This is a genomic window from Streptomyces sp. XM4193, assembly GCF_023072595.1.
Classification (GTDB): Bacteria; Actinomycetota; Actinomycetes; order Streptomycetales; family Streptomycetaceae; genus Streptomyces.
Window position 1 is genome coordinate 14412 of the sequence record NZ_JALLGK010000006.1, and the last position, 11793, is coordinate 26204.

6 protein-coding genes and 1 pseudogene are annotated in these 11793 nt (G+C 74.6%); 1 reads left to right on the forward strand and 6 read right to left on the reverse strand.

The genetic code is table 11. The features are described from left to right. Positions 1 to 3: 3 nt before the first annotated feature. The 3 genes from MTQ01_RS16940 to MTQ01_RS16950 are packed head-to-tail and all read right to left on the reverse strand — an operon-like array spanning position 4 to position 3599. Positions 4 to 471: a DUF742 domain-containing protein gene (locus tag MTQ01_RS16940; protein WP_247491348.1), complete on the reverse strand. Its 468-nt coding sequence runs from the start codon at positions 469 to 471 to the stop codon at positions 4 to 6. A 9-nt stretch (positions 472 to 480) separates the two neighbouring features. Continuing rightward, positions 481 to 930: a roadblock/LC7 domain-containing protein gene (locus MTQ01_RS16945; protein WP_211039643.1), complete on the reverse strand. Its 450-nt coding sequence runs from the start codon at positions 928 to 930 to the stop codon at positions 481 to 483. Beyond that, positions 927 to 3599 (reverse strand): nitrate- and nitrite sensing domain-containing protein, encoded by a 2673-nt coding sequence (locus MTQ01_RS16950; RefSeq protein ID WP_247491350.1) that lies wholly within the window; start codon positions 3597 to 3599, stop codon positions 927 to 929. Before MTQ01_RS16950 ends, MTQ01_RS16945 begins: the two co-directional genes overlap by 4 nt. Positions 3600 to 3982: 383 nt before the next feature. On the opposite strand from MTQ01_RS16950, the pseudogene MTQ01_RS16955 reads away from it, so the two are divergent. Then, positions 3983 to 4261: pseudogene (locus tag MTQ01_RS16955) on the forward strand (hypothetical protein); the annotation flags it as partial. A gap of 171 nt (positions 4262 to 4432) precedes the next feature. Here MTQ01_RS16955 and MTQ01_RS16960 read toward each other — a convergent pair. The 3 genes from MTQ01_RS16960 to MTQ01_RS16970 form a co-directional block, all read right to left on the reverse strand. After that, a complete protein-coding gene (locus tag MTQ01_RS16960) occupies positions 4433 to 9037 on the reverse strand; it encodes a hypothetical protein (protein WP_247491353.1) in 4605 nt (1534 codons plus the stop codon). A 190-nt stretch (positions 9038 to 9227) separates the two neighbouring features. Then, a complete protein-coding gene (locus MTQ01_RS16965; RefSeq protein WP_247491354.1) occupies positions 9228 to 10142 on the reverse strand; it encodes a hypothetical protein in 915 nt (304 codons plus the stop codon). A gap of 79 nt (positions 10143 to 10221) precedes the next feature. Then, positions 10222 to 11784, reverse strand: a complete 1563-nt coding sequence (locus MTQ01_RS16970; protein ID WP_247491356.1) for a hypothetical protein — start codon at positions 11782 to 11784, stop codon at positions 10222 to 10224. Positions 11785 to 11793: the final 9 nt, after the last annotated feature.

The window sequence follows — 11793 nt, forward strand, 5'->3', positions numbered from 1 at the left end:
TCCCTACAGCGCCCGCAGGCCGCTGATCACTTCTCGCAGCACGGACTCGTCCGGCAGCTCGGCGGGCGGGACGGGCCGGGTCACCCGTACCAGTTCGACCTCCAGCAGGTCCTCGAGCAGCACTCGGACCACGCCCACCGGAAGGTCGAGGGCGGCCGCCAACTCGGCCACCGAGATCAACTCCTCGCGGCACAGCCGCAGGATGTCCAGATGTTCGGGCACGAGGCGGTGCTCGTGCTGGAGCCGTTCCTCGGCCCGGGCCCGGGTCATCCGGCCGCCGGCGCCCTCGGACCCGGGCTCCGCGGACTCCCCGGGCTCCGCGGCTGCCGGCGCGGTGGGCCGCTCGTCGTCCGCCAGGACCAGCGCGATCAGGTCGAGCGGCTCGTCACTGGCTCCGCGGGTACGGCCGCGCGTCATCGCGTACGGCCGTACCACGGGCCCGGCGGCGTCGTCGAACCATCGCTCGGTCATGCGCCCCGCTCACCCTCCGCCGGGATTGTCGGTGCGGGGCGCGGTCGCCAGATGGGCGCCGACGCGCTTGACCAGCAGTGTCATCTCGTAGGCGATCTGGCCGATGTCGGACTCCGCCTCCGCCAGGACCGCCAGGCAGCTGCCGTCCCCCGCCGCGGTGACGAAGAGGAACGCCCCGTCCAGCTCCACCACGGTCTGGCGCACGCTGCCGGCCTCGAAGTGGCGGCCCACGCCCTTGGCGAGGCTGTGGAAGCCGGAGGCCACCGCGGCCAGGTGCTCGCCGTCCTCGCGCGAGAGATCGCGCGAACCGCCCCTCGGCAGACCGTCGCCGGAGAGCACGAGCACCTTGCGGATGCTGCCGACCCGGTCGACCAGGTCGTCCAGCAGCCAGTTCAACTCGCCCGAACCGCCGGGGCCTTCGGCATACGCGCTGTCATTGGCGGCATTCGGTACGGTCATCGCCCGTTTCCCTCCGGTGTGCTTCCGTCATTGTGCTGGCGGCCACGTTGCCAGCCACGTTGCAGCGACGCCATACGGCTGCGGATCTCGTCCGGGTCACGCTCGGCCTCCGCCTCGCCCTCCCGGCTTCCCTCGCGCCCCTCGCTGCCCCGGCGCAGGGCCCTGAGGGCCTCGGCCGGAGTCTTCAACTGCGGCGCCAGGCTCGCCTGCCGCACTCGTCTGGGCAGTCCGTCCACCGTCTCGGGCGCTGTCCGGCCGGACTTGTCCGCCTCGGACCGGCCCGCGGCGACGGCGCCCTCGCCGGACGGTCCCGCGTCAGGACTCGGCACGGCCGGGTCGTCGTCTGCGGCCTCCTCCCTGGGCCGGTGTTCGCCGACGGTCCGCCCGTGGTCGGAGACGAGGACGGGGCCGCCGTGGTTCCCGGGCCGCCGGCGCGGCAGCGGGAGAGGGCCGTCGTGGTGGACGGGCCGCGCACCGCCGTCGCGCTCGGTGTCCTCGGCACCGGACTGCTGGTCGCCGCGGGGACGTTCGTGCTCGCCACCGCCCCGGAAGAGTCGGCCGAGTGAATCCTCCGGCTCGTCCAACTCCTCGAGCGCGGCGTCCAGTTCGACCGGGCGGCCGGTGCGCCGCGGCGCGGGCGGCTCGGAGGCGCCCAGCTGCGGCGGGCCCGAGGGGCCGCTCCCCGCGGGCCGCCTGCCGAGCGCGAGCCGCTGTGCGAGCGCGGGGCTGGCTCCGCGCCCGTCCTCGCGTCCGGTCTCCAGCGCCTCCCCCGGTGCGTCGGTCGACTCGTTGAGGATCGCGCCGGGGATCAGCACCACCGCGGTGGTGCCGCCGTAGGGCGAGGGCTGGAGCGAGACGCGCACGCCCTGGCGCTGTGCAAGCCGGGAGACGACGAACAGCCCCAGGCGGTCGGTGTCGGAGAGCTCGAACTCGGGTGTCTCGGCAAGCCTGAGGTTCGCCTCCAGCAGCGCGTCGGGCGTCATGCCCAGACCGCGGTCGTGGATCTCCAGCGTGAAGCCGTTGGAGACGCGCTCGCCCATCACCTGCACACCGGTGTGCGGCGGCGAGAAGACCGTGGCGTTCTCCAGGAGTTCGGCCACCAGATGGGTCAGGTCGGCGACCGCCGGCCCGTCCACCGCCAGGCGCTCCAGCCTGCGCACCTCGATGCGCTCGTAGTCCTCCACCTCGGCGACGGCCGCGCGCACCACGTCCATCAGCTGCACCGGTTTGCGCCACTGGCGCGAGGGAGCCGCGCCGGAGAGGATCACCAGGCCCTCCGCGTGGCGGCGCATCCTGGTGGTGAGGTGGTCGAGCCGGAAGAGGTCGGCCAGCTCGTCGGAGTCCTCGGTCCGGCGCTCCATCGTGTCCAGCAGGGTGAGCTGGCGGTGCAGCAGGACCTGGCTGCGGCGGGCGAGGTTGACGAAGACCTCCGAGACCCCGCGGCGCATGTCCGCCTGGCGCACCGCTCCCTCCACCGCCGCACGCTGAAGGGTGTTGAGCGCGTGGCCGACCTGGCCGATCTCGTCGTCGCCGTACTCCAGCCGCGGCGCCTCGGTCTCCACGTCGATCTGCTCGCCGGCGGCCAACCGCCGCTGCACGCTGGGCAGTCGGACCCCGGAGGCCTCCGTGGCCTCCTTGCGCAGCGCCCGCAGATCGCGCACCAGCCCGCGGCCGACCCGGAAGGAGATGACGATGGTGGCCAGGACCGCCAGCAGTCCGACGAAGGCCGCGACCCCGGCGCGCAGGAACACCCAGCGGGCCACCGGGTCCACCCGGTCGTCGTAGGTGTCGTTCGCGGCCCGGTCCAGCTCTTCCAGGTCCAGGAGGGCGGAGGCCGTCGCCGAGTCCCAGCGGTCCGCGTTCAGCACCCGGACGGCTTCGTCCGGTCCCGCCCGCAGTGCCTCGTCCTCGAAGGAGGTCAGCGTCCGGCCGTCGGGGCCCTGCCAGTACTCGCCGTAGCGCTTGGCCTCGGAGTCGGGCAGCGCCTCGAAGCTCTGCCGGTAGGTGATGCGGCGCTCGGCGATCCGGTCGGAGAAGGACTGGAAATCGCCCTGCGTCATGCGTCCCGCGGCGAGCGAGGCGGCCATCAGCGCGTCCTCGCGCGCCAGCAGCTCCCGCGCGCGCATCAGCCCGGCGATCGCCCGGGCCTCCTTGTCCAGGGTGGCGTGGTCCAGGGCGGGTATCCGGCTGAGCAGCTCGTAGGAGGGCTCGATGACGCCGTCGTAGCCGGTGGAGGCGTGCGGGCGGGAGACGGTGTTGCCCTCGACCTTCCCGCGCAGCGACTCCAGTCCGTCGATGTTCCGCAGGACGCCGTCCAGGCGCTCGCGGGACCCGGCGGAGAGCTTCCCCCGGACGGCTCGGGCGCTCTCGCGCAGGTCCATGGCGGCCTGGTCGCTGGCCCGCTGCTCCCGCTGGAACCGGGGCAGGGCGTCCGAGCGGCGCGGATCCGCGAGGTAGACCAGCGCCTGGCGTCGCTCCAACTGCACCGCGCGCACGGTCTGCTCGATCGGGCGGCTCAGCTCGTCGACGGTCTCCCGCACGTCCAGGATCTGCTTGGCGTCGCCCACCATCTGGTGGGTGACCATTCCCCACATGGAGACCAGTGCCAACAGGGGCACCAAGAGCAGCGCCACGATCTTCCGGCGGATGGTCTTCCCGCGAAAGCGCATGGCCTCCCCTACCTCGACGCCACGGCTGTGACGTGCCACTCGGCTCGACTGGCGTCCGCTCCGGGGCTCCCGGCGACCGGGACCGTCCGGTGTCCCGAGGTCGGAATCGTCCCGGTGCACCGGGGTCCCGCGGTCTGCTCGCCCGGAGGGAGAGGGAAACCCGCAGGTCCTGTGCCGAACGGTCCGCGTCGGTGGACCTCGCGAGCCTACTACTGCCGATGCGCCAACTCGTAGGCCCGCAGGACGGTTTGCAGAACCGTGGGAGAGGCTATCGTCCCGTTGTTTCCCGAGATACCAGCACATCGTCACCAGTTGGTGTGGTGCTGCACACGTGCACGTCGGGCCGGGCTTGCGGCATCCTGTGCAGGGGGAGTGAAAATTACATGTACGCAAAACCGCGGTTGCCCGATCCGGTGCGCCGTGCCGCAGTGCGCGCGGTGATCATCGTCGCGCTGACACTGATGCAGTTGACCGTGGCGGTGCTGTGCTCGCTGGCCGAAGTCTGGTTCGCGTTCCCGGCGCTGCTCTCCACGGTCGCCTCCACGGTGCTCGCCACCTGGGCCGTGCTCGACGTCTGGGTCACCAGGCAGGTGTGGATCCAGCGGCACGGAGTGGTGTCGACGCCGAGCAGCGCCGCCCGTCGGCGGGCACGCGCCGGACGGCACTGAGCCGCGCCCCGCACCCGGCGCGGGAGACGGGCACGGGCTCCGGGCGCGCGCCGGTGCTGCCTGTGGCGCGCGCCCGTACGGCCCGTGTCCCGTACGGCCCGTATCCCCGGCCCCCGGCCCCCGGCCCCCGGCGAACCGGCTCGGGGGCGGCGGGCGTGAGCCGGTTCAGCTGCTCTCGGTCGCCGTCGCTTCCGTCCTCTGCGCCTGCTCCGGCGGCCTGCGGAACATCCGCGTCGCGGTGATCTCGCCGTGCACCGGCTCCGAGTCCCGCTCCGGCTGCGGCAGTCCGGGACGCAGATGCTCCTCGACGCTGATGTACTTCAGCCCGGCGCGCAGGTCCGCGTCGTTGCGCAGCCGCACGACCAGCGGGAACTCGGCGAGTGCCGTCGTGTCGAACAGGCCGGTGGTGTAGATGAGTTGGACGCCGAGCGCGTCGGCGACCGCGCGCTGGAGCTCCAGCAGATACGTGGCGTTCGCCCGGCCGATCGGATTGTCCAGGAACAGCGTCCCGGCGAAGCGGTGGCGGTCCCGGCCGCGGTCGTTGCTGCGCAGCGCGGCCATGGTGCAGTACAGCGCGATCGCCGCGGTCAGCAGCTGGCCGCCGGAGAAGACGTCCCCCATCTGACCGACGGAGACCCGCTCGGCGCGCAGCACCGCGTCGGGCTTGAGGATCTCCACGGACACTCCGCGCGGCTCCAGCGCGGCGTGAACTCCGCCCAGCAGCAGCGTCATCCCGTCCCGGCGCAGGTCGCTGTTGCGGCGCACCGCGACCTGGGTGGCGTCGTCGATGACCTCGCCCAGCCGCTCGGTGAGCGTGGCCTGGTCGGGGTCCTCGAAACGGATGCGCAGGAACTCCTGACCCGACCACTCCCCCAACCCCTCGGGCAGCCGGGACAGCCGCTGCGCCGAGCGCAGGGTCGCCAGCGCGGCCTCGACCAGGCCGCGGAGCCGGTCGACGATGGAGTCGCGGTTGCGCTCCAGCTGGGTGAGCTCGTCGGTGAGCACCCGCAGGCGCGGTGCGAACGCCTCGGCCCAGGCGGCGGCGTGCTCGGGCAGCGCGGAGGCGGGCAGCTCCCGGATCTGCGCCCGGGCGGGCGTGCGCACCTGCTCGAAGCGGGTGGAGTTGGCGTGCCGCACCAGTACGTCGCAGGACTCGCGCAGTGCCGTCTCGGCGGCGGACAGATCGGCGGCGCAGCCGCGCAGCGAGCGCCGCGCCTCCGCCGCGGCGTGACGCGCCTGCGCGGGGGAACCCTCGTACGGGCTCTGCTCGGGCTGGTCCTCGCCCTCGCCGACGGTCGGGTCCCGCAGCAGATCCCGCAGCAGCGCGGCGGTCTCCTCGAAGGCGGCGGTGGCGTCCTGGGAGCCGCGGTGGGCCACCGTCGCCTCCTCGTGCGCCGACCTGGCCGTCTCCAACGCCTCGGTGCGGGCGGCGAGTTCCTGGTTGGCGCCGCGCAGCAGCCGCTGGGCGGACTCGGCGTCGGCGGGTGTCTGCTCGGCGGTGAGCTCGGTGTGGGCGGTGCCGGTGGTGGGCGCGAGGCGCTCGGCGTCGCCGCGCAGCCGGCCGAGCTGCTCGCTCGCGGTGGAGGCTCGGGTCTCCAGCAGGGCGACCAGCTCCTCCGCGCGGGAGGCGGCGGCCTGCCGGGAGGGCCCGTCGGCACCGTCGGCGGAGTCCAGCAGTACGGCGGCGCGGGTGCGCACCTTGTTGGTCAGCCGGTCCAGCTCGGCCAGCGCGCCGGACTCGTCCCCCTCGGCGCGGGCCTGCTCGGCCCGCAGATCGGCGCCGACGCCGACCTTCTCGTACAGCTGGGAGGCGCTCCGGTACGCCTCGCGCAGCGCCGGGAGCGAGACGGCCGTGCGCTCCTGCCCGCTCTCCTGCTGCTCCTCCTGCGGCGCGGCGTCCTCGGGCACACCGGCGATCTCGGCCCGCTCGGCGCGCAGCGCGCGGGCGGTGCGGCGGGCGTCGTCCGCGCCGCGCTGGGCGGCCCTGCGGTCCTCGTCCGAGGCCCGGGCGGCCTCCAGGCAGGTGGCGGCGCGCTGCTCCTGCTCGGCCTGGTCCTCCGCCAGCTCGCGCAGTATCCCCTGCCAGCGGGCACGCTCGCGCAGCCGTCCGGAGAGGCCGGCGAGAGCGTCGGCACGCCGGCGGGCCTGCTGTGCCTCCTCCTGGCGGCTGTCCCGCAGGGCCGTGCACTCGGCAGCGCGGGCGCGCGCCTCCGTGGAGGCGGTGACGGTCTGCTGGTGGTGGTCGACGGCCGCGTCGGCGGCCTCCTGCGCGGCCTCGGCCGCGAGCGCCAACTCGCCCAGGCGGCCGGTGGCACAACCGTTGCGCCAGGCGCCGAGGCGGGCGGCGAGGGCACGGTCGCCGGAGAGCCGGGAGGCCAGGCGCCGGATCTCCTCGTCCCGGCGCACCGCGCGCTCGCGGAGGCTGTCGCGCTCGCCGTCGGCGGCGTGCTCGTCGTGCATCGCCGGGTTCGGCGGCACCAGGAAGACCGAGCCGTCCCGGTCGGCGACCGGCGCCAGCAGCGCGGCGGCGGTGCCGACCGCCACCGCCGAGCGGGGCAGCAGCGCGGCCTGCTCCAGCGCCTCCCTGGCACGGCCGTGGCTGGCCTCGTCGGTGATGACCACCCCGTCGACCAACTCGGGCCGTGCGGCCAGCACATCGGCGTGCCGCGCCGGGTCGACGGACTGGGCCAGATAGCGCCAGCCGGGCAGGGCGGGGATGCCGTGTTCGGCGAGGAACTCCACCGTGGCGAGCACATCGCGGCCCGGCGGCAGCAGTCCGCCGTCACCGAGGGCGCCGAGGATGCGGGAGTCGTCCGCCGCCGCCGTGCGCAGGTCGAAGAGCTGGCGCTCGGCCTCACCGATCCGGCCCTCCAGCAGCTCGGTGAGCTCGTCGGCGTACCGGTCGACCTCCTCGGCCTCCAACGCCCCTTCCGCTCCGAGGAGTTCGACCAGCCGCGGCTCCGCGCCGAGCAGCGCGGCGGCCTCCCGCTCCACCCGGTGGGCCGCCTGCGCACTCTGGGCGGCGTCCGCGGCCCGGGCCGCGGCCAGCTCCGCCCGGCTGAGCTCGGCGGCGCACTGCTGGTCCTGGGCGGTGGCTTCGGTCGCGGCGGCGCGGGCCTCCTCCCAGGCGGCCGAGGCCCGAGAGCCCGCCTCCTGGGCGGCTTGCGCGGCGCGGGCGGGGTCGCTCTTGGACTCGGCCTCTGCCAGCCATCCGGCGCGTACGGCCTCGGCGGTCTCCTCCTCCAGCTCGGCCAGACGCTGCTGGAGGTACTCGCGTTCGCTGCGGGCGCGTTGGGCGGCGGTGGCGGCGGCAGTGGCGTCGCGGTGCGCCGTCTCGGCGGCTTCCTGGAGCGCGCGGGAGCGCTCCTCGCCGGTGCTCGCGGCCTCCTCGCTCTCGGCCGCGGCACCGTGCAGCGCGGCGACCAGGCGCAGCGCCGCCTTGGCGCGGGCGGCGAGGGCGGGGGCCGCGTCGCGCTCCGCCTCCTGGATGGCCTCGGCGACCCTGGCCGAGCGGTCGGCGGCGGCGCGGTGGCGCAGTACCACCTCGGCGGCCTGCCAGGCGGCGTGGAGGGTACGGGCGTCGGATAGCTCGCGCTTGCCCGCGGCGGCGGACTTCTCGGCGGCGGCGAGCGCCAACGAGGCGTGGCGGTAGGCGATTTCGGCGGCCACCTGAGCAGCCTGCGCGCGGGCGCCCTCCGCCGCGGTGACGGCCTCGGCGCTGTCGGAGACGCGGTCGGCGAACTCACCGGAGCGGTCCCGCTCCTGCCGGGCGCGGGCGGCGATGCGGGAGGCCAGTCCGCGGGTGCGCTCCTCCGCTCCGCTGTGCACCGCCCTGGCACGGTCGCGGGTGGTGGCGTGCTCGGCGATCCGGTTGAGCAGGTCCAACGAGCCGGCGGTGAAGTCGCGTTCCGCGGTGAGCTCGGCGCGGCGGCCGAGCTTGTGGGCGAAGCCGTGCACGAGGTCGGCCAGCCCGTCGGTGTCGCGGGTGTCGGTGACCGCGCGCAGCAGCAGATCGGTGAAGTCGGCGTCGTTCTTGACCGCGAACAGGCCCGCGGCCTCGCCCTCGTCCGCGTTCATCTCCCGCTGGTAGCGGAAGAGTTCGGGGTCCAGGCCGAGATTGCCCAGATGCTCCTTCCAGCGGTCGTGGATCTCCTCCCAGACCACGTCGAGGTTGGGGTACGCCTTGGCGGTCTCGGTGAGGACGTCGCGGAACCCCTTCATGGTGCGGCGCCTGCCGCGCGCGCCCGAAGCGCCCTCGGCGGCGGCACGCAGTGCGCTCGACTCGGCCACCGGAAGCGAGTCCAGGCTCATGCCGGGGCCGGGCCGGAAGCTGTACCAGGCCTCGGCGAACTTCCGCGGGTCGCCGGAGACCTGGCGTCCGCGCCACTCGCTGACCTTGCCCACCACGACGCTCTCGCCGGTGAGGGTGTGCTGCCACTCCAGCGCGACGTGCCCGCAGTCGTCGGCGAGCAGGAACTTGCGAAGGACGCCGGAGCTGGCGCCGCCCAGCGTGTTGCGGTGGCCCGGGAGCATGACCGAGAAGATCAGTTTGAGCAGTACGGACTTGCCGCCCCCGTTCTCCAGGAAGAACACGCCGGCGGGCGCGGGGCGACGGGGAGGGCCGGTCGGCTCGTCCTCGAAGAAGTCCGCCTGGGTGGGCGCGGGATCGGGTACGGGCGCACCGACTCCCCGCAGGTCGAGCACCGTGTCGGCGTAGCGCGCGCCGGCCGGGCCGATGGAGTAGAGACGGATGCGGGACAGCTCGTACATGGGGTGCGGACTCTCGTTGCGGGCGGTGCGGGTCGGTGGATGTCTGCGGGGTGCGGGGCTGCGGGTGCGGAGCTGCGGCGGGGTGGGCTGCGGGTACGGGGCTGCGGCTGCCGGCGCCGGGGTGCGGCGCCGGCGGCACCGCACCCGCGCGCCCGCGAGCGGTCGCGGCCCGCCCCGGGGCGGGCCCGGCTCAGCCGTGGCGCTGGGCGGGCAGCGCCTGACCGCTGTCCTGGTGGAACGGCAGCCCCGCCCCCTCGACGAGCTCCAACTCGTCCTCGGCGGGCGGCAGCAGACTGCCGGTGCCGTCGCTGACCGGCACGATGCCGAGCTCAAGCAGCTCGCTGAGGGCGGCGCTGCCCGCCATGTCGCGGACCTGGAGCTGGTAGCGGGCGGTGGTGCGGTAGGTGCCGCCGGAGTCGTCCCCGGTGCGCTGGAGGAAGCCCGAGTCGGTGAGGAAGGCCACGGCCTTGCCGATGATGCCGGTGGTCGAACCCGCGAGACGGCGGGCGTCCTTGGTGGCGCCGGTGGCGCTGCGGCGCGCGTACACCCGCCAGGCGGCCTCCAGGCCGGGGGCTTCGCTGCCGGGGTCGGTGTTCTCTCCCTGCTCGGCGGACCGCTCCTCCAACCGGCGGCAGGTCTGGCGCACGAAGGAGTCGACGCCGTTGACGGTGATCCGGCCGATGTAGCCGTCGTCGGCGAGGTCCTCGGGCCTGGGGAAGGCCATGGCGGCGACGGCCAGATGTGCGAGCCCGTGCAGGAAGCGGTCGGTGGAGTCGGTGCTCGCACGGCGGGCGTAGTCGCCCATGCGGACGGCGAAGACGGAGTCCTCGGCCGCGGTGACGACCATGCCGGCGCGCGGGGAGACCTCCAGGACGATCAGCCCGAGCCCGGTGGCGACGGCGTCGGTGACCCGGGCGAAGGCGGGCTCCTCGCGGTAGCGGCGCAGTATGTCGGCGTACTCGGCGTCCCGGGCGGGCAGCAGCTTGGGCTGCAGTCCGAAGGCGACCAGCTTGGCCGCGTCCGCCGCGTCCGCCGGGCTGAGTGCGGGGGGTGCCGCGGACGCCGCGCCCGCGCTCTGCGGGGACTCGGTGCCGTACTCGCTCACTGCCGGGACTCCTTGGGATCTGTGTGGGCCGGGACGGCCGACGTGCGGGGGCTTCGGTGGACGCGGACCTCGGCGGGGCTCATCCCGGGGTCTCGCTGCGGGCGGCGGCCATCTGCGCGGCGTCGAGCCGGGCGGTGCCGACCACCAGGTCCGCGCCGCCGAACTCCCGGTCCTCGAGCTCGGTGCCGTCGTCGACCGCGAAGAGCAGGCTCTCCTCGCCCTGCCGGTAGGCGGTGCCGACCGGCGGGGAGGCGGCGTGCACCGCCATCAGCGCGACCAGGTACGGGAGTTCGGGGTCGCTGCGCCGGGCCTCGGCGAGGAGCCCGGAGAGTCTGCGCGGTGCGTCGACGGGCAGGTCCAGCAGCTCGGTGGCGGCGGCCAGTTGCTCCTCGCTGAAGCGGCTGTCGTCCGGGGTGGCGATGAGGTCGGGCTCGGGCATCTCCGCGCCCAGGTGCTCGCGCGGGGCGGGCGGGGTGAACAGCAGGTCGGTCAGGTCTCCCAGGCGCACCGAGGACGGGGTGCGCAGCCCGGTGCCGCGGGCGAAGAACGCGTCGGTGACGCGCTGGGCGCGCTCGACGGGCTCGCCCAGCAGCGGGGCCAGGAGCTGGCCGTACAGGTCGAGGCCGGAGTGCGCGGTGGGCGGGGCGAACGCCTGGCGGTCCTGCTCGGCGCGGAAGACGGGCCCGGCGTCCAGCAGCCGCGACTGGAGCTGGGTGTGGCGCCGGATGCAGTCCTTGACTATGTCGACGAGCTCGGCGGCGCGGGCGCGGTGCTGCGGGGTGTCCTGGTGGCCCTGGTGGCTGGTGTCGTCGCGCACCCGCCGGATGTTGGTGAGGATGGCGTTCTCGTGGCGGTAGCGGTCGGCGACGTGGTCCAGCGCCTCGGTGATCATGTCCGGCACGGTCTCCAGCCAGTCCACCGCGCGTACGTTGCGACGGGTGGCGTCCAGGGTGCGGCGGAGGGTCTCGGCGTACTGGACGGTGCGGTAGCGCGCCTGCTCCGCGGCGAGTTGGGCGTCGGCCAGCCGCCCGCGGTTGACCAGGACCTCCAGCTTGACCTCGGCGGCGATCTGGGCGCTGGTGACGTCCGTGTCCAGAGCGCCGACCAGGACGTTGACCGCTTCGTCGGTGGTGCGCAGATAGACCCCGCCGCCGGGCCCGGGGACCTCCTCGATGAGCTTGAAGTCGTAGTCCCTGCGCACGTACTGGCCGTCCGGGCCGAAGGTGCCGTAGACGGCGCGGAAGCCGCGGTCCACGCTGCCGACGTTGATCAGGTTCTCCAGGACCCAGCGGGCGACGCGGTCATGCTCGGCCGAGGGGCTGCCGGGCGCCTGGGCGGCGATCCGGGGCAGCAGCCTGGCCACTATCTCCTCGTGGTCGGCGCCGGTGTCGAAGTCCATCTGGAGCGTGACGACATCGATCGCCGACAGCGCCACCTCGGCCATGGCGTACTTGCCGAACTCCCCCGCCAGATTCGCCTTGCGGACGTCCAGGTCGTGCAGCGGGGCGGTGCAGGCGAGCGCCCGCAGCCGACGGGCCAGGCCCTCGTCGGCCGCGGGTCCGGGAGCCGGATGGGGCCTGCCCGTGCGGGAGGTGGATGGTGCGGTGGTCACGACGGACAGGTTAGGCGCTCGCTGTGACATCGACCGAAA

Coding starts and splice junctions, on each gene's coding strand:
- MTQ01_RS16940 (WP_247491348.1), bottom strand. CDS start 471: ATGACCGAGCGATGGTTCGACGACGCCGCCGGGCCCGTGGTACGGCCG.
- MTQ01_RS16945 (WP_211039643.1), bottom strand. CDS start 930: ATGACCGTACCGAATGCCGCCAATGACAGCGCGTATGCCGAAGGCCCC.
- MTQ01_RS16950 (WP_247491350.1), bottom strand. CDS start 3,599: ATGCGCTTTCGCGGGAAGACCATCCGCCGGAAGATCGTGGCGCTGCTC.
- MTQ01_RS16960 (WP_247491353.1), bottom strand. CDS start 9,037: ATGTACGAGCTGTCCCGCATCCGTCTCTACTCCATCGGCCCGGCCGGC.
- MTQ01_RS16970 (WP_247491356.1), bottom strand. CDS start 11,784: ATGTCACAGCGAGCGCCTAACCTGTCCGTCGTGACCACCGCACCATCC.